This window comes from Psychrosphaera ytuae, from assembly GCF_017638545.1.
Lineage (GTDB): Bacteria > Pseudomonadota > Gammaproteobacteria > Enterobacterales > Alteromonadaceae > Psychrosphaera > Psychrosphaera ytuae.
This window is the reverse complement of sequence record NZ_CP072110.1, coordinates 310,733-333,801: the sequence shown is the minus strand read 5'-3', so window position 1 is coordinate 333,801 and position 23,069 is coordinate 310,733. Positions and strand designations below refer to the sequence as shown.

Sequence of the window (23,069 nt, the reverse complement as noted above, 5' to 3'; positions counted from 1 at the left end):
GAATAACATGAATTCAAACAAAAAAACATTACCAGCTTACTTTGGTAAGTTTGGTGGAATGTTCGTACCAGAACTATTCGTTCCTGCTTTGGAGCAATTAGAGCAAGCCTACATCGACGCTACAGGCGACCAAGGTTTTTTGGACGAGTTCAACAGTTTATTAAAAGATTATGCGGGTCGCCCTACGCCCCTTACCTTATGTAAAAACCTCACAGAGGGTACGAATACAAAAATATATCTAAAGCGTGAAGATCTTTTACACGGAGGTGCCCACAAAACCAACCAAGTACTTGGCCAAGCATTATTAACCAAGCGTATGGGTAAATCGCGAGTCATTGCCGAAACCGGAGCAGGACAGCACGGTGTAGCGACAGCATTAGCTTGCGCCCTATTGGGATTAGAAGCCCGAATTTATATGGGCGCAAAGGATATTGACCGACAACAGCCAAATGTCTTTAGAATGAAGCTCATGGGCGCAGAAGTCATTCCTGTAAATTCAGGTTCTGGCACTCTAAAAGACGCAGTTAATGAAGCAATGCGTGATTGGGCATCGACGTATGAAGACAGTCACTACCTCCTTGGTACAGCGGCAGGACCTCACCCTTTCCCGACTATTGTACGTGATTTCCAAAAAATGATTGGTGAAGAAGCGAAAAAGCAAATTTTACAAGCAGAAGGTCGTTTACCGGACCAAGTCATCGCTTGTGTTGGTGGTGGTTCTAATGCTATCGGTATGTTCAATGACTTTATAAATGAAGACGGTGTTGGCTTAATTGGTGTTGAGCCTGGCGGCAAAGGACTTAAAACTGGAGAGCATGGCGCAGCCTTAGCTGTAATTAAAGAAGGTATAGATTCAACCGGTATTTTACACGGTGCGTTTACCCACATTATGCAAGACAAAGATGGCCAAATTGAAGAATCGTATTCAATTTCTGCCGGGCTTGATTATCCAGCCGTTGGACCTCAGCATGCGCATTTGATGTCTACAGGACGTGCTGACTATGTCGCAGTCAATGACGATGATGCATTAGAAGCATTTCAATTATTAGCTAAAAAAGAAGGTATTATACCTGCGGTTGAATCCAGTCATGCCCTAGCTTATGCAATCAAACTGGCTAAAGACAACCCAGATAAAGAACAAATTTTGTTGGTTAATCTATCTGGTCGTGGCGATAAAGACTTAGCTCACGTTCACGCAGTACTGACCGAAAAAGGAGAACAATAATGAGCCGCTACGATGACATGTTTGCATCACTTGCCGAAAAGAATCAGGGTGCGTTTATACCCTTTGTCACCATTGGTGATCCTAGTTTAGAGCGCAGTTATGAAATTATTGAACAGCTTATAGTATCTGGCGCAGACGCCTTAGAGCTTGGTTTGCCTTTTTCTGACCCGATTGCAGATGGACCAACCATCCAAAAAGCCAATATCAGGGCGCTACAACAAACAATTACCACACAAGATTGTTTAGATTTAATCGTAAAAATTAGGTCAAATTATCCGTCCACGCCAATCGGTCTCCTGTTATACAGTAATTTAGTTGTCGCCAAAGGCATCGATAGCTTTTACAAAGCCTGTTTTGAAGCTGGTGTTGACTCTGTGCTTGTTGCCGATGTTCCTGTACGCGAAAGTAAACCGTTTAGGCTGGCCGCTAAAACCAATAATATAGCACCAGTGTTTATTGTCCCACCGTCGGTAAATGATGACACCTTACGTCAAATTGCTTCGTACACTCGGGGCTATACCTATTTATTAAGTCGTGCAGGTGTAACAGGCGCAGAAACAAAAGCCAGTATGCCACCGGAATTAATGGTCAAGCAGCTTAAAGAATATCGTGCAGCTCCTGCTGTATTGGGTTTTGGTATTTCTTCTCCAGAACAAGTGAAATCTGCAATCGAGGCAGGTGCCGCTGGTGCCATATCGGGCTCGGCAGTCGTAAATATCATTGAGTCACATGTTGATGATCAGACAGCACTGCTTGGCGCCCTAGGTAAGTTTGTTAGTGACATGAAAGCCGCTACACAATTCTAAAACACAAACATATTTTCCAAATGCAAAAAGCCTAATCATTGGGATTAGGCTTTTTTATTACTGCGTGGTACTGAAGCGTGGTACTGAAGCATGATATTGAAGCGTGCTAATGGAGCGTGAACTTTGTATCAAGCAATACCAATGTATTTGTGTACCTGAATACTCAAACGCCAGTTCTTTTCCATACAGGTTTCTATAGCTAACTTGGTTGCTGGTATTTTTTGGCTGATTGGCTGTAAATAAATCAACGTACCTTCAGACACAGGAGCAGTATTTAACAGTTCCTCTAGTTCTTCGACATGTGACTGACGAGCAATCGGATGTTTGATTTCATTTGCCCTTGCCATTGAACTAGCCAGTACCTTGTACCCACCTGCCATATTTATTTTTGGCGATACTGTAACCCATGTTTTTGCTGGAACTTTAATTTCAAATGTGCCACTGGTTTCGATTTGCGTGCTAAAACCATGTGCGTGTAACGCATCACACATCTCAATTAAATTGTACATTGCCGGCTCACCGCCAGTAATTACAACGTGTTTAGAGCGATAACCTTGTAGTTTTATATGCTCGACAATTTCATTAGCACTTAAACTCGCCCACTGGGGTGTTTCTACGGTTTTAGCAAACACCTGTTGGATTGGTATCTGTAGGTCGTTTTCTACTTCCCATGTATGTTTGGTATCACACCAAGAGCAGCCAACCGGACATCCTTGCAAACGAATAAAAATTGAAGCGGTTCCCGTGTATTGGCCCTCACCTTGAATCGTTTCAAAAAATTCATTTATTTTGTAATTTGTCATGTCCAACCTAAACTATTAGCAACATTCGTCTTTTTATAAAACACGAGTTCGATTAAAATCAAAGAATCGCAAATTATATCAAACAACTCACAAATCTGTGAGTGTTATCAAGGTTATCGTTTATGTCTGAAAAGGTCGTCGTAATATATTCGGGTGGAATGGACTCGTTTACAGTGTTGAACAAAGCAATTAAACAAGGCTATGCCGTCCATGCACTTACTTTTAATTACGGGCAGCGCCATGTAAAAGAAGTGGAATATGCAAAGAATGTTTGTGAGGAGTTAAACATCCCACACAAAATAGTCGATATAAGTGCTATCAACTCTATTATCGCTGGTTCTTCGCTAACTGACGATATCGATGTACCAGAGGGACATTACGAAGCTGACAACATGAAGCAGACGGTCGTACCAAATCGAAATATGATCCTTTTATCTTTAGCAATCGGCTATGCGGTATCGCTCGAAGCAACAAAAGTCTATTACGGAGCGCACTCAGGCGATCACGCTATCTATCCAGACTGCCGACCAGAATTTGTTAAAAAAATGCAAGACGTTGCTGCGATTGCCAACTATGACGCAATCGATATTGCTGTGCCATATTTGAATAACGATAAGATTGAAATCTTAGCTGATGGTATCGAAATGGGATTGGATTACAGTAAAACCTGGACGTGTTACAACGGCCGTGAATTGGCCTGCGGAAAGTGTGGTGCGTGCCAAGAGCGACTCGAGGCTTTTGAAAAAAACAACGTAACTGACCCGCTTACTTACGAAGCTTAATGCTAAGCGACTAAAGTGAAACCCGAAGATTCTAAACAGGGCCCTATCCCATTTAACAAGCCACTTGATGAGAACTTAGTTGCTTTGGATTGTGCTCTGTTAGAGTTGTTAAACAAAAATGAATATACAGAATTCGAGTTAATACGTGCACTTCAAAGCTCGCCATACAATCTTTTTTCAACGGACTCCTTGAGCCAACCTCTAAGTCTTTTTCAAACCCACTTTGTACTATTTAATGCCCTTTACAGAATCAAAACGCATTTAAACGATGCTGACGGTTCCGACATCACTATTTCTGCGTTAAAAATAGCGTGGCACAGAAGCAATGCCCAAAGCGGTAATAACGAAATTCAAATAAATCACGAATCGGACGAAAAGCTCTCCACCTATTATTTAGATTGGCAAAATTTTAAATGTGCTGATGAACAAACCGTTAATTCATTATTAGATTCATTTTGGGAAAAGTTTTTAAAAAGCAGCAAGCCAGGGTTAGATCTTGAAGAGGCGTTAACAACATTAAACCTTGATCCTTCCGTACCATTAGAGTCGTTGAGTAAACAGACCGTAAAAAGCGCCTACAAATCCCTATCGCTTCGCCAACACCCTGATAAAGGCGGTAACAAATCAGATTTTCAAAAAACGACTGCCGCCTACCATGTTATCTTGCAAAACCTTTGAGAGCTTGAAACATCTATTTTTGGTGTTTAGTTAACCAGTTGTTCAGCAGTTTAATTTGTCCACATTTTTGGGCTGCATAGGTTAGCCTTAGTGCGTTAGACAAAATAGTAGAATCATCCCACCCCGTTTGTTCACGCAGTTCTGTTAGTACATCCTGAGCTTGTTCGGACAAATACCCTCTTACCTCTTTTTTTCCTTGGTTTGCTTTTCGCTCTCGATATCTTTTTTGTTTTTCTGCATTTGTTAACGGCATTGTCTTATCCAATGGCTATTATTTATTAAACACTACTTCACTGTTCAGAGTTGTTTAGCGTACAAGTGTACGCTAAATTAGCTGTTCTAAAATTTTACTTTAAGAAATAAGCGCTAACAAAATGATACAGAAAAACAGTTACGATAAAAACGATTTAATTGCATGTGGCAATGGTGAGCTTTTTGGTCCGGGTAACAGCCGTTTACCTTCAGACAATATGCTAATGATGGACCGCATCGTTTCGATCACGGAGGATGGTGGTGAACACGGAAAAGGTCAAATAGTAGCTGAATTAGACATTAATCCAGATCTTTGGTTTTTCGCCTGTCACTTTAAAGAAGATCCGGTAATGCCGGGCTGTTTAGGTTTGGACGCAATGTGGCAACTTGTTGGCTTTTTCTTAGGTTGGTCAGGTGGTCCAGGTAAAGGACGTGCTTTAGGTGTGGGTGAGGTTAAATTTACCGGCCAAATTTTACCAACAGCCAAAAAAGTAACTTACAGAATTAACCTGAAGCGAGTGATCAAACGTAAACTATTTATGGGCCTTGCCGATGGCACCGTGGAAGTTGATGGCAAAATTATCTACGAAGCTAAAGATCTAAAAGTTGGCTTATTTACCGATACTTCTAGTTTTTAATTAAGCATAAATTTTAAAAGCCCTAAAACTTGAAAGCTCGCAATGATGCGAGCTTTTTTATGTTGAGACAGAACCTAAAGTTCTTTATTTAAATAAACCTTCACTTTTATCACCGATGGCCTCTCTGTAACCTCCGAGCCATTGTGATTTTGAATCTTGAGAATGATATGGGCATGCGTCTTTCGAACGTCCTGAAATACCTGCTTTGTATCCTTGTGAATGAGCTCTATCTAAGCGGTCACGTTTTTGTCTTTTCATAGGCAGATCCTCTCTGTTTTTTAAATAAACACGGCCGTCGGACAATTGCCGAAAAACCGTACTACTATGAATAGTAAATTACAGAACGATGATCAATAGATAAATTGAAACAAAACGGTAAAAATAAATAAGCCCCTGATAGTCAGGGGCTTTTTATATAGAATTGATCGTTATATAAAACGTCTTCTAATAACAGCAAAGAATGAAAGAGTCGCCAATAACCAGATAGAAGTCGACATGCCTTGTCGCTCATAAGAAGGCTCTTCGAGTTCACCACAGTCATCAATTTGACCGCCCGAAATTGGCTCCAGTAACACAGCAACAGGTTGAGTCGTTGTTACATTATTACCATTATCATCAAGAACCGGCTCACCGAGCGCATTAACTACGTTTACCGTTTTAATCGCCGTCGCCGATATTTGGTTGTTGTTATTAATATCCGATACTTCAACAATCTCGTATTTCGACTGACACTCTGTTAAGTCATTTAAATCTAAAACCTGGTCCGTATTTAAGTCGTATAAGAAACCGTGCTTCCGACGAATTTGTGATGTCGTCAATTCGTACTCAGCCACACCAACAACATAACCATTATCATTAATGGCAGCCGCCTGGCTTTGTGCCGACTTGTAAAATGTCGTTGGAGTTTTAATTTCACCCGTGTTTATGTCGTACACAAAAAATTCATCGTTATATTGGCGATCAACGAATTTCTGTAAATGACCTACGACTAACCCCTGATTATTTATATCTGTAGCGTAACCACCGTCATAATCACGGTTATCTTCTAAGATTTGAATAGTGGTTCCGTCTTTAAACAAAAGTGGGAATTTTAAAATAACATTATCATTATCAGTCGCAGGAGCGTCACCGTAACCAACGGCAACACCCATTTCATTTACTGCAGAAGCGTATGCGACATAATTTCCGTTTTGATTTTCTTTGGGTGTGAACGCGAGTGGATACTCTGATTTTTCTAGTACATTTCCTTCATTATCGATAGACCAAACCACGGGACGTAAATCGTACAACGAAAGATTTTGAGCCAAACTCCACGCGCAGACGTTTTCAGGTAATGATTCACCTTTACAATCATTTTCTATTGTTGTTTGTGCCACTTCACGAACAGAAACAGATTGATAACCAGAAACGAAGTTATTGTCAGTAATCGACGTCGCAGCAGATACCCCGCCAAAAGTCACTTCTTTTGGAGCAATGGTTAAGACATTACCGTTGTTAATAACTGTTGCTCGACTGGTAAAGTCTCTTTCAAATAGAGTTATTGGGCTCTCACTAGCGTTTTCGCCAGTTTGTTGAAAACTAATCTTGCGATATGGAGCCGAAGCAGTACCTGCGGCAAAACCCAAGTTATTAATGTCGTTTAACTGCTCTACCGTACTGCGAGACAAGCTATTTAATTCTTCGACAAAAACATCTGTCAGTGTTGTTTGCGTCGTTTCGCCGGCAGAATATTTAAAAGAAACCACATCCCCTATTTTCTGATATGAAGGACTATCAACAAAATTACCACTAGTATTGCTCAGTGTGCTTTTCAAACAAGACGCACTACTGGCATCTAATTGACCAGCTGAGATTTCTGCATCGCTAATACCACAGTTTGCGCGAATACTCGCTGATGCGTTAGTTATGTAATTTTCAAAATAAAACGGAAAGTTAACACTGCTACGAGCGATACCAACCACTTCACCAACATTATTTAATGCGGTCGAAAATTGCTGACGATGATCTTTTACGTTAGGAATTTCTTTAATCTCGTAGGTTGCCGCATTCGCGTAACCAAATGAAAGCATTAAAGAAAGAGCGATTGTGGATTTAGCGAACTTCACGTATTTCAAAATAACTACCTGTTAATTCTTTTGTTTTTCTTCTAACTCAGTCCATCGTTCAAAAGCGATGTCGAGTTTCGACTCGATTTCAGCCAATTGGTTCAATGCTTTTTTTGTTTCTTCTGGATCCTGTTTAAAAAACTCTGGATCGTTGACCAATTCTTGCGCTGTCTCTAATTCCAGCTCGAGGGTTTCGATTAATTTCGGCAACGATTCTAACTCTCTCGACTCTTTATATGAAAGCTTTTTCTTAGAAGAATTAGGTTTACTGTCTTTAGCCTCTGCACTTTTGGGTTTTGGATCTGCTTTTTTAACTTCATCTTTACTTGGCTTGTTACCTTCTACTCGCCCTAAATAAGCAACATAGTCCTGGTAGCCACCAACAACTTTATTAATCAACCCATTGCCTTCAAACGCCCAAATAGACGTCGCAGTATTGTCGATAAATTCACGATCGTGGCTTACTAATATCACAGTACCTTGGTAACTAGAGACTAACTCTTCTAACAGTTCTAGCGTTTCAACATCGAGGTCATTTGTCGGCTCGTCGAGGATCAATAAATTCGACGGTTTAACAAATAGCTTTGCAAGCAAAAGTCTATTTTTCTCGCCACCAGACAGAGCCTTTACTGGTGTTCGAGATCTCACAGGTGGAAACAAAAAGTCTTGCAAATAACCTAAAACATGACGCGTAGAGCCATTAAAAGAAATTTCTTGTTTACCATCTGCTACGTTGTCTTGTACTGATTTTTCCAAATCCAAAGCAAGACGGTGCTGATCAAAGTACGCTACCTGAAGGTTTTCTCCAATGTGGACAATACCCTCATCTGGTTGCAAGTCCCCTAACAACAGCTTAATCAAGGTAGATTTGCCTACGCCATTTGGCCCAACTAAAGCGACACAATCGCCTCTCATAACTAAACTAGAAAAGTCTCTGATCAAAGTACGGCCAGGAATACTGTAAGAAATATCTTTGGTCTCGAATACTTTTTTAGCGCTCTTTTCACCTTGCTGTACCGTCATGTTTGCGGTGCCTGGCGCGTCGATACGTTGCTTTCTGGTTTTGCGTAACTCTTTTAATGCTCTAACACGACCTTCGTTTCGGGTCCTACGTGCTTTAATTCCTTGGCGGATCCAAACTTCTTCTTGAGCTAGCTTTTTATCGAACAATGCGTTTTGTTGCTCTTCCACTTCGAGAAGTCGTTGTTTCTCGGTCAAGTAGTAATCGTAAGTCCCATCAAAACTTGTAAGGTCGCCTCTATCGAGATCTAAAATACGTGTTGAAATCGCTCGAATAAATGCACGGTCGTGAGATATAAAAACAATCGCACCTTTAAATTCAACTAAAAAGCTTTCGAGCCAAGCTATGGCGTCAATGTCCAAATGGTTTGTGGGTTCGTCTAAAAGCAGGATATTAGGCTGCTGCACCAGTGCTTTAGCAAGCGCAACTTTTCTTAGCCATCCTCCTGATAATTTTGCTACTTCTTGTTCAGGGGTTAGACCAAGTCTAGTCAAGGTCTGACTAATCCGGCTATCAACAGACCAGCCATCGAGTTGGTCAATTTGAATTTGGACCTTTTCCATCCGACTCATTAAATTCGGTGATTCGGCCACTTTCATTGATAAGTCGTTAAATTCTGTAACTAGCTCGATAACGTGACTGACACCTGCACTTACAAAGTCGTATACCGTTCCTTGTTGCCCACGAGGTGGATCTTGCTCCAAACGCGCGACAGTCACTTCATTTACAAATTGAATTTTACCGTCGTCAAGGCCTAAATCTCCACTGATCACTTTTAGCAGAGAAGATTTACCTGCGCCGTTTCGACCAACAATACAAACCCTTTCACCTTCATTTATTTGAACATTTACCTTGTTCAAAATAGGCGCCGTACCAAACGCTAGTTGCGCGTCGCTTAACCTAACCAATTCCATAATATTTTACGTACTCAATCACTTGTTCTTTTTCGAAGGGCCAAAACAAGGCTTGTTCTGCACCTTCAACAATCAAAACCGGAATCGAGGCACCATATGCCTCCACTAACGCTTCATCTGTCACTATGTCCAATACCTCAAACGATAAGTTCAAGCTATTGAGTTGCTGTATTGCCACATCGCATAAGTGGCACCCGTCAGTACTTAATAAAAAGAGATTCATATCTTTATTTCAGGGTCAAACGCCAACAGTGATGGATATTCTGGTTGCGTTTAAAGTCCTCTGGCAACGTTAAGTGTTTGATATCTTCAATTTCAAACCCAAGCTCTTCGATTGCTTCTTTTTCTAATTTAAACTTTCTTAAATTATTCGAGAATAGAATTTGGCCACCATCCGTGAGTCGTTCTTTGACTAGTTCAAGGATTTCAACGTGATCTCTCTGAACATCCCAAGTTCGGTCCATCTTTTTGGAGTTTGAGAAAGATGGTGGATCCAAAAACACTAAATCAAACTTATCTCTAGACTTACTTAACCAATCTAAACAGTCAGCACGGTGGAAATAGTGGCCCTTGCTACCAATTTTATTTAACGCAAAATTGTCTTTAGCCCACTCAAGATAAGTATTAGACATATCAACACTTGTAACACGCTTAGCGCCGTTTAAGGCCGCATGCACACTTACACTACCGGTATAACAGAACAGATTAAGCACCGACTTTCCATCACACCAAGAAGCAAACTCTTTGCGAGTAGACCGGTGATCTAAGAACAATCCAGTATCTAGGTAGTCCTGAATATTGACGTAAAATTTAGCGCCGTGTTCCTCCACCACAAATCTGTGATGCTGGTTATTTTCTTTTTCGTATTGCGATTTACCTTTTTGCGCCTTACGTACTTTAAGTGCGAAATTTTCGGCAGTAAGTTCTAGCTTCTGTTGTAAAATACTTACGACATCCAACAATCGAATTTCAGACACCGATTCCTTTACTGATTTTGGTGCTTGATACTCATATACAACAACACGACCGTCATAATAATCTACGGCAACGTTAAATTCTGGTATATCTGCATCATAGATTCGATAACAATGGATACCCTCTTTACTGGCCCATTTTCTGAGCTTTTTGAGGTTTTTGTCTATTCTCTTGGAGAAAGACTGACCATCCTTACTCAAATAGTACTCACCGCGCTTAGCTTCTTCTGAGAGCTCACATTGTTGCGCCGTAAGCTCATAATTCGCTAAAACAGTATCTAATGGGCCATTTTTAAATTTGAATTCTTTTGATTTTTGTAAACGAAGAAGTTTCAACAATAAGGTTTGCCCTGTCAGTAATGACACATGCCACCCTTCAAAATTGGTCTTCAAGTTTAGGCCTAGCCTTTTGAATAAAGACAACAACTCAATGGAGTCACCAATCCTTTCTCCATAAGGTGGGTTTGACACGATATAACCAGGCTCTAACTTTTTAGAGACCGTCGCGTTTGCCGCGTCTTGTTGGTTTACGGTAATGACATCGGTCAAATTTGCTTGTTCGATATTCGCCTTAGCTTTCTCAAGAACATAGTTATTTATTTCGAAACCAATAAAAGAAACTTCAGGGCTCGTCTCTGCATTAATCGCTTCTTCACGAAGAGTTTCGTATTTGTGGACCATGAACTCAGGGTGTTTAGTGAACTGAAACGTTCTTTTATTCAAACCTGGCGCTCGATTTAAGTGCATATTGGCCGCTTCTATTAATAACGTGCCAGAACCGGCAAAAAGGTCTACAAAATTAGACTTTTTATCCCAGCCGCTTCTCATAATTAGTGCAGCCGCTAAATGTTCTTTTAGTGGAGCGGCACCTTGCTCGATCCGATAGCCTCTCTGATGTAACGAAGGACCTGAAAAGTCGACAAAAACATTACAACGGCCTTTGAATAATCGTGCGTGAATTCGAAGATCCGGGTTATCCTTTGAAATGTCGGGCCTTTTACCTGTTTCTTCGCGAATATTATCAACGATCGCGTCTTTGACGGTTAAAGCACCAAATTGACTATTTCTTATACTTTTGTCCGTTCCGACGAATTCAACCGCAAAACTTCTTGTTTTCGTAAAGTAAGGGTGCCAATCAAAGCCCAAAACTGCATCATAAATTTTTTCTTTCGTATTCCCCGGGATCTCAATCACATGCTTCATAACACGTGTCGCTAGACGAGACCAAAAGCAAATTCGAATCGCATCTTCGAATGAGGCGGAAAAATAGACTGATTGTAACTTAGGCTGTACATCAGTAGCGCCAAGGCTACTCAATTCATCAGCTAATAGCGGTTCAATACCCGCAGAAGTAAGGGCTATAAAATTTGGCATAATCACTAAACTTAAAAAATTTGAGGTCATTATAGCAAATTTATTCAAAAGACCTATTTATTACAGTTTTTTTAATTTGTGGGTTGCAATTGAAAATTAAATCGTTAGTATACGCACCTCGTTGAGGGACAGGCCTCAGCAAGCAGGTAAACTGCATGTCGTCGGAACCGACGACACTAATATAAACAGTTCAAGTCTACTGGCGCGGGATGGAGCAGCCTGGTAGCTCGTCGGGCTCATAACCCGAAGGTCGTCGGTTCAAATCCGGCTCCCGCAACCAATTTTTTGATTAAAGTTGGACAGTAACAGGTCGTCGGAGCCGACGACATAAATATAAATAGCTCAGTCTACTGGCGCGGGATGGAGCAGCCTGGTAGCTCGTCGGGCTCATAACCCGAAGGTCGTCGGTTCAAATCCGGCTCCCGCAACCAATTTTTGGTGTAGAAAAAGTTCGTCGGAACCGACGACACTAAAATAAACAGTTCAAGTCTACTGGCGCGGGATGGAGCTGATGGTAACTCATCGGGCTCGCTACACCCACAAGAGCCGAAGGTCGTCGGAACCGACGACACTAATATAAACAGTTCAAGTCTACTGGCGCGGGATGGAGCAGCCTGGTAGCTCGTCGGGCTCATAACCCGAAGGTCGTCGGTTCAAATCCGGCTCCCGCAACCAATTTCTAATTTTTCTAGTCAGGTACAAAGCCCATCGGGCTCAACTCTTCATAAGAGCCGAAGGTCGTCGGTTCAAATCCGGCTCCCGCAACCAATTTCTAATTTTTCTAGTCAGGCACAAAGCCCATCGGGCTCAACTCTTCATAAGAGCCGAAGGTCGTCGGTTCAAATCCGGCTCCCGCAACCAACTTCTAATTTTTGCAATCAAGTACAAAGCCCATCGGGCTCAACTGTACGCCCGCTACTCTAACTATTGAACTTCATCAAGTTTATAAGCCGTTATACATGCACCAAATGCCATTGTTGCAAAAACATAAAGTACAACGTCAATCCCTAAACTAGAAGCTATATAGCCAAAAACAGCACTAACTAATAAAAAGATGCCAATTATCGTGTTAGATAATGCGGTATACATTGCTCTATTCTCTTCAGAGGCCATGTCCACTAAATAAGTTGAACGACCTAACCTTACTCCTTGATACGCGATCATCAAGGTAAATAAAAAAAGAGGCAGCGCCCAGAAACTGCTTAACGTGCCATTTGCGTATGAAACATTAGTGAACAACAAAGCGATACAAGAAACGGCACCCGAAATTAATAAAACCAATCGGCTCGATTTGTCTGCTAGCCTTCCCCAAATATAACTGCTCAATAATGAAGCGAGTGACGATGCGAATAACAAAATGCCAAGGTTTATTGATCCGCTATCAGAACTTTCATTAGTTAACGCCACCATAAAAGGCGGTGCCAATGCCGAACTGACAAGTAAAGCTCGCGTCGTGATAAAAAGCCTTAATTGTTTGTCCGATTTTAATAAATCGATATTTTCATGGAAAATAGAAATCGGGTTGCCGCCACCTTCAGTCGCCCCTTCCGCTTCAAATAAAGTTGAAAAGACAAACGAAGCAAACAGCCACAGTATACTAGCTAGAAACAACCCCAAAATTACAATACTCTGTTTTTCAAATATTTCGGTAGTTAAAAGAGCGGCAAAAACAATGACAACACCTGCTGATATCGAAGTGGCTAATCCAGTCGTCGTGCCTCTTTTGGACTTGCTGATGGTCTTACCCAATACATCTTTGTAACTAACTGAGCACAAGCTACGAGCCAAACTTAGTGTTATTAAACTGATGACTACTGCCCATCCAAAACTATTACCTTCTAAAAATATTGCACTAATAGCAATGGATAAAGCCGATAATCCTTGAATAAATGCCCCTATCGTCCAGACCCATTTGCGAACTTTTAACGAGCGTAAATACTGTGCAGTAAAAAGTTGTGGGAGCAAGGCACCAGCTTCACGTATTGGTACAAGTAACCCTAAAAAAAAGCTTGAGGCACCTAAATGTGTGATAAGCCAGCTCAATATCAACTTAGGATCAACTAGGCCATCAGCACTTTTAGACATTATGAGTGACATTAGATGTTTTATGAAACTTTTGGGTTGCTCGTCACACGCTGATTCGGGAATGTCTTTGCATACCCTTCCGTCGTCTTCGGATGTCAGTAAGTTATAAGCTTTCTCGGACGCGGATATTTTCATTTATTTCCTTTTAGTATTTTAAGCTGGCCACATAGGTTTCTATAGCTATTTTTACCTTCGGCCAATGTTGAATGATGTGCTCTTTTTTAACTTTACCTTGACCATTATTTTTTTCAAACTCCTCACATATCAAAGCCATTTGCATAGCTCCAACCATTTTAGACATAGTTTTCAAACTATGGGCATGCCGGACAAGTGTCTCCATGTCTTCATATCGCATTTCATTTATATACACTTCAGCTTCCTTACAATAAGATTCCAAACCGTCAATCAACATGACCTCAGGCAGTCCCTCATAATTCTCATTAACAACGTCTTCAGAAAAAAGTTCGGTCATTTTATTATCCCTTTTTACGTTGAATAATTGGTTTGGATAAAATAGCAAGCCATGCGTTTCGCAGGTTTTTACTGAAAGCTTTACCCGTGTCTTCTGTAATTTTATCAGCACTAAGCCTTTTAAATGGCAGTTCAGAAATCATTTTTACTCGGTTTTGCAACGCTTGCCATATGGCTAAGTCTGGGTTTGCCTTTTTTAACGGTTTTACAGCGTAATTGAGATCATCAATACAAAGAGATATTTGTTCTATGTCTTTCTGAGCTGTTGGATATACCGGTTTATTAGTGCGATAAAAATGGAAATGGTTTAATTGATAACACAAATCTTTTAATCGTCTATCTAGCTGATGAAAACCAGTAGTTGCATTAGCAGGCCACTTTAAAAATTGATTATTCTCAACTTCATCAGCTCGTTTTTTAGAAGAATAGCTGCCGCTGCTCTGAGGTGTTTTTGATTGAACAACTGAGCTTGTCGGTTTAACACTTGGTTCTTTTGGCTTTTTCGCCATTAACTCAGCATCTAATTTTTGAAAGTATTCACAGCCAGGAAGCTCAACTGGCTTTTTTAGATGTGCTTCTACTTTTTTTCGCAACTCCATTGCAATAATAGGTTTGACGATGAAATCATTCACCTTAAATTGAACACACTCGGTTACTGCTTCTTTGTATGTATTACCCGAAAAAATCAAGATTGGAATATCATGCGCCCCTTTACCCTCACCTTTTCTGATTGCTTTAACGATTTCTATTCCATTTCCATCGGGTAAATTCAAATCAATGATAGCTAAGGAAACCGCAACACGTTCTATTACACCAGCAGCGCTCGCAACCCGAGCCGCAGTATGACATTCGACGCCACTAATTGGCCGCAATGTCTCACTCAGGAACTGACACATCAAATTAACGTCGTCCAAAATCAAAACATTGACCTTCTTTGTACTTTTAACTTCGCTCGGTGACATATTTTTGTTACAAACCTTTTCGCTTAGGGAATTTAGTGGATTAGAACGTTTCACATATCCATAAGCTTATTTATAGTCTATAAATTATTTAATTACATGAAATTGAAAACTTAAACTAGACGAAAAACCTATGCACTCTTCAAGTACGTTGAAGTTACTTGGTGGAATAAGCGGCCTGTTTGCTGCTTTGATTTTTGATGTCATCAATCTTTCAATGGGACTCTCTACAGCTTTGTATTTTTTCAGCCTGTTTTTTCTCAACCAGGCGATTAAATCCGAAAAGATCTATGTTTCTATTGGGTTATTTTGTTGTATTAGCATAGTAAATATTAGTTTAATAAAAAACGGGATCATACCTGCACTTTATAGTGCGGAAGACACTTTATCAGTTGTTGAGTCGACCGCCTTCGTGTTGTTTTCTCATTCATTTTTAGTATCTCTATTGCTACTGTTTTTTGTGGTCTTAACCAGAAAGTCACTTTCACCTTTATACCAAACCGAAACTATAACCGACCGTACCGCTACTTCCGATGCCGTAGTTGGCGTTCAACTTAATTCAGACGCACAAACCCAGTCTCTTGATTTAGTGGGTAAGGAAAGGATTAAGTTTGAGCGTTTTGCTAACGCTTTACCTATTTTTACCGCAACATTTTACGCCAATGGGAAAATCGATTTTATTAGTGAAAATTACCAAACCTTTTTTGGAAAAGACCCTGATTATATTAAAAAAAACTGGAAGTCGTTTATTCATGAAGACGACGCCCCATTCGTCTTTAAGAAATGGAACTCTGCATTAAAAAACAAAGCCGATACAAGCTTCGCTTATCGCGTGAAGGACAAGGATAATAACGAACGTTACTTTTATTCTCATTGCAGAGCCGTACAAATAAATAAAACTGGAGAATACCGGTGGTTCGTTTCAACTTTTGATAACAGCGAAACAGAATTACTGCGATTGGACAATGACAAACTCGTTGCAAAGTTACAGGGTATCCTACAAGGCATGGAAGATGGCTTTATTAGCCTAATTCCGACACGAGATAGCTTTAAAATAGAGTACTATAATTTTAGGGCCGAAATTCTTGTTGGGTTGCCCCGAGATGCTGATGGGATTCCAATTGAAGAATGTGGTGAGTTTTTCTCTAACCAAGAGCTCAATGATGCCATCATAATGGTAAATAATGAACAAATCACTAAGACACTTTCAACTATCTACGACAGTATAGAGTTGTTAATTAGAGTACATGCTAGTCCAAATGGAGTGAGGCTGTATATTCAAGATATTACATCCGAAAAAGCTTCCATTAATGAACTTAACCTTCTTCGAACCGCAATAGACAAAGCAAATGATGTAGTTTTGATTACCCAAGCGGAGCCAATCGATAAAACAGGGCCAAAAGTCGTTTACGTCAACGATGCTTTCGAAAAAGTAACCGGCTATAAAAAAGAGGAAATCATAGGTAAAACAGCGCGAATTTTACATGGCCCAAAAACCGAAACAAAAAGTAAAAAACGGCTGACAGAAGCTATGCTCAATGCCGAACCTGCTCGAGTATTAATAACTAACTACACCAAATTAGGTGAAGCTTTTGATAATGAAGTTGACCTTTCCCCGCTAAAAAACAGCAAAGGAAAAACGACCCATTTTATTGCTATAGAGCGTGATATCAGCAAACAAAAAGCCCAAGAGCAAATGGCGTTTAGAGCTCACAAAATGGACTCGATTGGGTTAGTTACAGGTGGCGTCGCCCATGACTTTAATAACCTACTTACCATAATTTTAGGTAACGCAGACCTACTGCTTTCTTCCGACAAGTTCCTAAATGACACTAACAGCAGTGACAAACTAAAATCAATATTTGAAGCCGCAAACCAAGGCGTTTCACTAACGAGAAGCTTATTGGCATTTAGCAAGCGTCAACCGATTTCTCAAGCGACGGTTGATATGCAAAAACTTATTTCTTCTGTTGAGCCGATCATTACAACTGCGTTAGGCGCAGAAATTAAACTAACTATCAGAACAAACGCTAAACGCCTATTAGTCAAAGGCGATCAATCGCAACTAGAAAGCCTATTTTTGAACATGGCAGTAAATGCGAAAGATGCAATGTTAAATAAATCAACACACTCTAGTGATAAAGAAATACAATTTTTGGGTGAGTTCACCATATTAATAGATAATAAGTCAGTGAAACCAGACAGTATTCTCGCAGCGTCGTTAGCGCCCGGTAATTATTTACGGTTAACGTTTAGAGACAACGGCACAGGAATTGATGAAGAAAATATTTCTAAAATATTCGACCCGTTTTTTAGTACCAAACCACTGACAAAAGGAACAGGTTTAGGATTGAGTATGATTTACGGGTTTATCACTCAGGCAGGTGGGCACATTGAAGTTAATTCCAAACTCGGGTTTGGTACCGATTTTGTCATCTACTTACCTTTAGCAAAAGAAGATGAGTCAGAGCTTACATCAACTCTCAACAAACCCACCTCTTATCAGCCTAAATCGTATAAAGGTAAAACAGTTCTTGTCGTCGAAGATACCGAAATGGTAGCCAAAGTCGCTCAGCATATTCTTACGGACGCTGGATTCAAGGTATTAATGGCTAGTGATGGCCCTACAGCGTTAAAGATATACCAATCCGAACCGATTGACTTACTGTTTACGGATATTATTTTGCCTAATGGAATTAATGGCAAAGAGCTGTCAGAAAAACTCCGAGCCAGCAAACCTGAACTTCCGATTATTTATACCTCAGGCTTTACCGATGGCAAGTTAAAACATGAGGATTATCAACAAGAAAACGTGGACTTTTTACAAAAACCATACACCAAAAAGCAACTCCTAGAGGTTTTAGAAAAAATACACCTCTGATGAGCTATTTATCGGCAAACCTTACCACCTCATCGCAATTTTAAATAAGTCATACGTTTTATCGGTTAGAATTTCTAACAGTTAACTATAAATAAAAAAATCAACTACCGATGAGGCATTAATGGACAAGTCTTTAAGCGTCAAACTAACAGCAGTATTGTTTGGCCTATCCGTATTTTCATCGCACGGAAACGTAGCTTCGCTTCATACCGAAAATACCCAAATCCATATCCCTAAAACAAGTTCGAATATTACCATTGACGGTCAAATAACAGAAAAAGCTTGGCAAAATGCCAAAAAGGTTTATATCAACAATATTACCTACCCTCAGGAAAATCATAAATCTCCGGTGAAAACTGAAGCGTTTATGCTCCAAGACGGTGAAACTCTTTATGTCGCATTTAAAGCATTTGACCCAAACCCAGAAGCAATTAGAGCGGTCCTAACAGATCGAGACAAAAACTGGGATGATGATTTGGTAGGTATCAAAATTGATACCTATAACGATCACGCCCTTGCCTACCAGTTTTTTATCAACCCACTCGGTACACAAACGGACTCAATAGAAAACGAACTCACTGGCAGAGAAAGCGCTGCTTGGAATGGTATATGGGAATCGGCAGGTCAAATCAATGACCAGGGGTACTTCGTAGAAGTAGCGATTCCACTCAGGATACTAAATTTTAATGATGGTTTAGACATACAACAATGGGGATTTGAACTGATCCGTTTTTTACCACGTGAAGAGCGTTATAGAATTTCCAATATGCGGGTCGATCAGGGTAACAACTGTTGGATTTGTCAAATGCCTACATTAAAGGGGTTCGCAGGCGCAAAGCAAGGAAACAACCTAACCGTTGTACCAACCTTTGTCAGCGGTATTTCAGAAGAACGTGAAATTACAGCCGATCAAGCCCCTCCATTAATCGGTGAATGGACCGATGAAAAGAACAATCAATTAGGCATGGATGTGAAATGGGGCATTACACCAGATGTGACACTAAATGCGACGATCAACCCAGACTTTTCACAAGTAGAGGCCGACTCTGGTCAACTTAATGTAAACAATACCTTTGCGTTATTTACTCCAGAAAAGCGTGCGTTTTTTCTTGCCAATGAAGACTACTTTAAAACACCTGTAGATTTGGTTTATACCCGTAACGTTCAAGCACCTAGTTACGGCGGTAAAATCACAGGTAAAGTAGATGAGCACTCCTTTGCAGCATTCGTTGCAGACGACGAATCATCCTTGTTTCTACTGCCAGGTAACTTAGGCTCTAACCTGTTTGAAATCGACGAAACTACCACTAACGGTGCATTTAGATATAACTATATGGTGAATACTGATGTAAATGTCGGTGGCACTGCGACGATTAGGAAAAACGATTCTTATCACAATTACTTAACAAGTATCGACACCAAATACCAACCAGATGATCACAACCGACTTGATATTCAATACATGGTTTCAGATACCTATTTAAGTGATATCTATGTCAATGAAATTGCCAATTCTGGTGATTATAGTGATGAACAGGAGCTTCGTGCAGCAAGTATAAATGGTAGTGATATCGCTTTTCGCATTAACTACGAACACAACCGCCGTGATTGGTTTTTTAGAGCAAACCATATGAACATTGGTGAGGCATTTAGGGCGGATTTAGCATTTTTTAACAATACCGATCAACACAAGACTGTAATTGGTGGTGGTCGTATTTGGCGTGGCGATGAAAACAATTGGTGGACTAGAATGTCTCTTGAAGGCGATATCGACGCAACGTTCTCTCAAGATGGTGAAAAAATTGAAGAAGAAGCTGAGATGTTCTTTAACATTAACGGCCCACGTCGCTCTTTCATCCGTCATGGTGTAATTGTTAGAAATAAAGTTGGAAACCGCTTAGATACCAGTAACCTAGCTATAGAAGGTAACACTGAGACTTTCAAAGAGCAGGAATTTCGGTCGTGGATGGAGTTTCGACCCTACCCAAATGTTTGGCTAGGTAACTTTTTTAAGTTTGCTGAAAATCTAGACTACGCCAACTCTCGCCTCGGTGACGTCATTGCGTTTGAGCCAAGAGTAACACTGAACTTGGGTAAGCATATTGAAACTCGACTTTCTTACAAATTTAACCAAATGGAATATGAGGGCGCTGAAGTATACACAGCAAACTTGTTAGACTTGCGTATGAACTATCAGTTTAATATCCGTAGTTTTTTACGCCTAAGTGTCGTTCGCTACGATATTCAGCGTAATTTAATCAATTACCTCCCTGAAGTACGTGAAGACTATTCTGAGAACTATAAGAGTATCGCAACTCAGTTGTTGTTTTCTTATAAAGTAAACCCGCAGACTCTATTCTTTGTTGGTTATTCTGAAGGCAGCTTCCAAACCGAAGAGCTAACAAAATTAACCAAAGATCGCCGCAGCGTATTCTTAAAAATGAGTTATGCATGGATTTTGTAACAGCTCAAAATGATTAGTATTAAAAAGAGGCCTTGATGCCTCTTTTTTTTACAATCGAATTCATAATAAATTCATACAATTTTACTGACGTTTTAATAAATCACCTTCTATATTAAAGATTAGAGTAAATAGTTTAATAGAAGGAGTTTTTAAATGAGTCTTAAAAAACAATACTTAAAATCCAAACCCATTTGTAAAGTAACATTTAGATGTGCCAAAAATGAAGCTCAAGGTGCGCACAGTGCGGAAGTTCTTGGTGAGTTTAATAACTGGACCCCTACGCCTATGAAAAGGCTTAAATCAGGTGATTTTACTCTGACGGTCGCACTGGAAAAAGGAAAGCAATATCAATTTAGATATTTACTCGATGGTGAACAATGGGAAAATGATTGGGAGGCCGATGCTTACCTCCCTTCACCATTGAGTTACGAAGACAACTCAGTCGTTGCCGTTTAGATTATTAATCTTGAGGTTTCGTCTCTCTTACACCCGGTTGATTTTGGCAGTGGGCGATGAAGTTGAGTATTGCTGGATAGTTATTAAAATCGAATAGCCCTCTAAACTGGGCCCACTCAACCAATACCAAAAAGCTAATCGCAATGTAATCCCAGTCAAATTGATTGGCTTCAAGCTTTTTCTCAAAGTAATCAAAGGTTGTTATACAGCGCTCTCGTTGGATATTAAAGTAAAGCTTATCTTCATTAACATCCACCTTTGAACGAGTCAAAATCATCATGTTTACAAGACTGTCGTTACAGCTATTTATTAGCGCCAGGTCATTTTTCTGGTGCCAACTTAATGCTGGAATAGACAGCTTATGGGCAATGTATTCGTAGATAATATTTGAATCTAATAACAAAGGAACCGAAGCATCGCTCTTATCTTCAAACATTGGAATTTTGAGCGTTGGGTTAACTTCTTTTAATTTACTTCTTTCTTGCCCAAAAATATTTACTGCCTCAAACTCGTAGTCTTGCCCTGCTAGTAAAATACGCAACCTACGAACATACGGCGATGTAATCGAACCATATAGTTTCATTGTTAGTTCCTTTGTTATTCTAAAATTAAGTGAGTGTAGCGGCCGATTTGATTGTATGGAGACTTTAAACTGTATTCTAATTCCATTTCAATGATTCCCGGTAAGTCATCTTGCCACTTGTTGATGTCTCTCATATAGTCGTGAAAACAACGCACCCCAGATTGCAACACGATAGACAAACCGTGTTTGTTTACCCAATTAGCTACAGTATCAGCATCTAACGAGCTTTGTGGGTTGAGCTTAACCACTTTACGCCCTTTCATTCCGTCCTTGATATACTCGAAGTTTCCATACACCAAGTTACTCAGCGTTTGACCCACTTTATTGTAATACATGAAAGATAGTAGCCCATTGGGTTTAACTAGGCTCGCCAATATATCAAAGCCTGACTTTGGATCTTCTAACCACTCGAAAACTGCATGGCATAGAACCAGATCAAATTCGTCTTTAAAGGTATCCCCGCACGCTTGCAAAGACATTTGTTGTATTGTGATATTTGTTACTTTGTTTTGGTCTGCATAGTTCCTTGCAACGTCCAACATCTCGTTTGAAATATCCGTCAATACTACATCGTGGCCAAGGGCAGCTAAAAAGAACGCAAGTTGACCTTGGCCACCACCGACATCTAAGACTTTTAAGCGGGTGCCTTCTGCAAATGACTTCTCAAGGATTAAGGTTAGATCTCTTTGTAAAATGGCTTCTCGAACTTTGCCTTTACTCGTCCCATAAATATTCTTTTTAAATGTGCTGTTACTTTTATCAAAATTGACATCTTTTGAAGCCATTATTTGCCCTTTGCTTTATACAGGGTTGTGAATATCGACAAACACAACATTGATATCTAGTTGTTCAGCAATATACTCGCCAACGGCTTTAACGCCATAGCGCTCAGTCGCGTGATGACCAGCCGCAAAAAAGTCGATATTTTGTTCTCTGGAACTATGGATAGTTTGCTCCGAAGCTTCTCCTGTCAAAAACGCATCAAGCCCAAGCTCTGCGGCTTTATCGATATAGCCCTGACCACCTCCTGTACACCAGCCGATCGTTTCGATGAGTTGATTTCTAACGCTACTGATCATAGGAGCACGCTGCAGTGCTGTTGTTATTTTTTTGCCAAACATCTCCGCCGTCATTGGCGACTCTAGCTCGCCTTGCATTAACACACCTTTAGGAGATATAGACTCTACTGCCGTCACATTTTTAATCCCAAGTAAATTGGCAAGTTGTGCGTTATTACCATGCTCAGGATGTACGTCTATCGGTAAATGGTATGTAATTAAGCTGATGTCATTGGCTAACAACTTACCAATACGCGCCTTTTTCATTCCGGTGATGACCTGACTCTCACCTTTCCAAAAATAACCGTGATGTACCAAAATTGCATCGGCCTGGTGTTCAATTGCCGCATCGATTAACGCTTCTGAAGCGGTAACACCTGTTACTATAGTATGAATCTCTTTTTTGCCCTCAACTTGTAGGCCATTAGGGCAATAATCTTTTATTAATTGCGAGGATAGGTGTTGGTCAAGATAAGATATTAAATCTGGTAAGCGAACGGACATAACAATCCTTTTTTACAAACTAAAATTAAGTTGAAT

Annotated in this window: 21 protein-coding genes and 3 tRNA genes; 11 read left to right on the top strand and 13 right to left on the bottom strand. The window is 40.2% G+C overall.

The window, feature by feature from the left end:
* Positions 1-7: 7 nt before the first annotated feature.
* Both trpB and trpA read left to right on the top strand, forming a co-directional pair.
* Entirely contained in the window at positions 8-1,225 is a 1,218-nt protein-coding gene (trpB, locus tag J1N51_RS01555) for a tryptophan synthase subunit beta (protein WP_208832253.1), read from the top strand.
* Positions 1,225-2,031 (top strand): tryptophan synthase subunit alpha, encoded by an 807-nt coding sequence (gene trpA, locus J1N51_RS01550; RefSeq protein ID WP_208832252.1) that lies wholly within the window; start codon positions 1,225-1,227, stop codon positions 2,029-2,031. Before trpB ends, trpA begins: the two co-directional genes overlap by 1 nt.
* 128 nt (positions 2,032-2,159) lie before the next feature.
* Here the strand turns inward: trpA and queE are convergent, their stop codons facing one another.
* Complete coding sequence (queE, locus tag J1N51_RS01545; RefSeq protein WP_208832251.1) at positions 2,160-2,834, bottom strand: 7-carboxy-7-deazaguanine synthase QueE; 675 nt, start codon at positions 2,832-2,834, stop codon at positions 2,160-2,162.
* A gap of 122 nt (positions 2,835-2,956) precedes the next feature.
* Here queE and queC point away from each other — a divergent pair, with 122 nt between their 5' ends.
* Both queC and J1N51_RS01535 read left to right on the top strand, forming a co-directional pair.
* A complete protein-coding gene (gene queC / locus J1N51_RS01540; RefSeq protein WP_208832250.1) occupies positions 2,957-3,616 on the top strand; it encodes a 7-cyano-7-deazaguanine synthase QueC in 660 nt (219 codons plus the stop codon).
* A 15-nt stretch (positions 3,617-3,631) separates the two neighbouring features.
* Entirely contained in the window at positions 3,632-4,294 is a 663-nt protein-coding gene (locus tag J1N51_RS01535; RefSeq protein ID WP_208832249.1) for a DNA-J related domain-containing protein, read from the top strand.
* Between the two features lie 13 nt (positions 4,295-4,307).
* Here J1N51_RS01535 and J1N51_RS01530 read toward each other — a convergent pair whose 3' ends face one another.
* Positions 4,308-4,547, bottom strand: a complete 240-nt coding sequence (locus J1N51_RS01530) for a hypothetical protein (RefSeq protein ID WP_208832248.1) — start codon at positions 4,545-4,547, stop codon at positions 4,308-4,310.
* 121 nt (positions 4,548-4,668) lie between these two features.
* Here J1N51_RS01530 and fabA point away from each other — a divergent pair, with 121 nt between their 5' ends.
* Positions 4,669-5,184 carry a bifunctional 3-hydroxydecanoyl-ACP dehydratase/trans-2-decenoyl-ACP isomerase gene (fabA, locus tag J1N51_RS01525; protein ID WP_208832247.1) on the top strand — a complete coding sequence of 172 codons (516 nt, stop codon included), beginning with the start codon at positions 4,669-4,671 and terminating at the stop codon, positions 5,182-5,184.
* Between the two features lie 84 nt (positions 5,185-5,268).
* Here the strand turns inward: fabA and rmf are convergent, their stop codons facing one another.
* The 5 genes from rmf to rlmKL all read right to left on the bottom strand — a co-directional run bounded on the left by rmf (position 5,269) and on the right by rlmKL (position 11,572).
* Positions 5,269-5,442: a ribosome modulation factor gene (rmf, locus tag J1N51_RS01520; protein WP_208832246.1), complete on the bottom strand. Its 174-nt coding sequence runs from the start codon at positions 5,440-5,442 to the stop codon at positions 5,269-5,271.
* 170 nt (positions 5,443-5,612) lie between these two features.
* Positions 5,613-7,289: a DUF3466 family protein gene (locus J1N51_RS01515; RefSeq protein ID WP_232842912.1), complete on the bottom strand. Its 1,677-nt coding sequence runs from the start codon at positions 7,287-7,289 to the stop codon at positions 5,613-5,615.
* A 21-nt stretch (positions 7,290-7,310) separates the two neighbouring features.
* Positions 7,311-9,224, bottom strand: coding sequence for an ATP-binding cassette ATPase Uup (uup, locus tag J1N51_RS01510; protein WP_208832244.1), 1,914 nt, complete (start codon positions 9,222-9,224; stop codon positions 7,311-7,313).
* The gene (locus J1N51_RS01505) at positions 9,211-9,447 is read right to left on the bottom strand and encodes a glutaredoxin family protein (RefSeq protein WP_208832243.1); all 237 of its coding nucleotides are present in this window, start codon (positions 9,445-9,447) and stop codon (positions 9,211-9,213) included. The genes uup and J1N51_RS01505 overlap by 14 nt, the downstream gene beginning before the upstream one ends.
* A gap of 4 nt (positions 9,448-9,451) precedes the next feature.
* Positions 9,452-11,572, bottom strand: a complete 2,121-nt coding sequence (gene rlmKL, locus J1N51_RS01500) for a bifunctional 23S rRNA (guanine(2069)-N(7))-methyltransferase RlmK/23S rRNA (guanine(2445)-N(2))-methyltransferase RlmL (protein WP_208832242.1) — start codon at positions 11,570-11,572, stop codon at positions 9,452-9,454.
* 203 nt (positions 11,573-11,775) lie between these two features.
* Here rlmKL and J1N51_RS01495 point away from each other — a divergent pair.
* The 3 genes from J1N51_RS01495 (at position 11,776) to J1N51_RS01485 (ending at position 12,247) form a co-directional block, all read left to right on the top strand.
* Positions 11,776-11,852, top strand: a tRNA-Met gene (locus tag J1N51_RS01495).
* A gap of 74 nt (positions 11,853-11,926) precedes the next feature.
* Positions 11,927-12,003 (top strand) — tRNA-Met (locus tag J1N51_RS01490).
* Between the two features lie 167 nt (positions 12,004-12,170).
* Positions 12,171-12,247 (top strand) — tRNA-Met (locus J1N51_RS01485).
* A 249-nt stretch (positions 12,248-12,496) separates the two neighbouring features.
* Here the strand turns inward: J1N51_RS01485 and J1N51_RS01480 are convergent.
* From J1N51_RS01480 to J1N51_RS01470, 3 genes are all read right to left on the bottom strand, one after another.
* The gene (locus tag J1N51_RS01480) at positions 12,497-13,615 is read right to left on the bottom strand and encodes an MFS transporter (protein WP_208832241.1); all 1,119 of its coding nucleotides are present in this window, start codon (positions 13,613-13,615) and stop codon (positions 12,497-12,499) included.
* Between the two features lie 187 nt (positions 13,616-13,802).
* The gene (locus J1N51_RS01475; RefSeq protein ID WP_208832240.1) at positions 13,803-14,129 is read right to left on the bottom strand and encodes an Hpt domain-containing protein; all 327 of its coding nucleotides are present in this window, start codon (positions 14,127-14,129) and stop codon (positions 13,803-13,805) included.
* Positions 14,130-14,133: 4 nt separating this feature from the next.
* The gene (locus J1N51_RS01470; RefSeq protein WP_208832239.1) at positions 14,134-15,090 is read right to left on the bottom strand and encodes a response regulator; all 957 of its coding nucleotides are present in this window, start codon (positions 15,088-15,090) and stop codon (positions 14,134-14,136) included.
* A gap of 130 nt (positions 15,091-15,220) precedes the next feature.
* On the opposite strand from J1N51_RS01470, the gene J1N51_RS01465 reads away from it, so the two are divergent.
* From J1N51_RS01465 to J1N51_RS01455, 3 genes are all read left to right on the top strand, one after another.
* Positions 15,221-17,968 (top strand): response regulator, encoded by a 2,748-nt coding sequence (locus tag J1N51_RS01465; RefSeq protein WP_208832238.1) that lies wholly within the window; start codon positions 15,221-15,223, stop codon positions 17,966-17,968.
* Between the two features lie 121 nt (positions 17,969-18,089).
* Positions 18,090-20,432 carry a carbohydrate binding family 9 domain-containing protein gene (locus tag J1N51_RS01460; protein WP_208832237.1) on the top strand — a complete coding sequence of 781 codons (2,343 nt, stop codon included), beginning with the start codon at positions 18,090-18,092 and terminating at the stop codon, positions 20,430-20,432.
* A gap of 153 nt (positions 20,433-20,585) precedes the next feature.
* Positions 20,586-20,888: an isoamylase early set domain-containing protein gene (locus tag J1N51_RS01455; RefSeq protein ID WP_208832236.1), complete on the top strand. Its 303-nt coding sequence runs from the start codon at positions 20,586-20,588 to the stop codon at positions 20,886-20,888.
* A 4-nt stretch (positions 20,889-20,892) separates the two neighbouring features.
* On the opposite strand, the gene J1N51_RS01450 is transcribed toward J1N51_RS01455, so the two are convergent.
* From J1N51_RS01450 to J1N51_RS01440, 3 genes are read right to left on the bottom strand one after another with little or no spacing between them, the layout of a single operon-like run.
* Positions 20,893-21,471, bottom strand: a complete 579-nt coding sequence (locus tag J1N51_RS01450; protein WP_208832235.1) for a glutathione S-transferase family protein — start codon at positions 21,469-21,471, stop codon at positions 20,893-20,895.
* Positions 21,472-21,485: 14 nt separating this feature from the next.
* Entirely contained in the window at positions 21,486-22,256 is a 771-nt protein-coding gene (locus J1N51_RS01445; RefSeq protein WP_208832234.1) for a methyltransferase domain-containing protein, read from the bottom strand.
* Between the two features lie 15 nt (positions 22,257-22,271).
* Positions 22,272-23,033, bottom strand: coding sequence for a Nif3-like dinuclear metal center hexameric protein (locus tag J1N51_RS01440; RefSeq protein WP_208832233.1), 762 nt, complete (start codon positions 23,031-23,033; stop codon positions 22,272-22,274).
* Between the last annotated feature and the right edge of the window lie 36 nt (positions 23,034-23,069).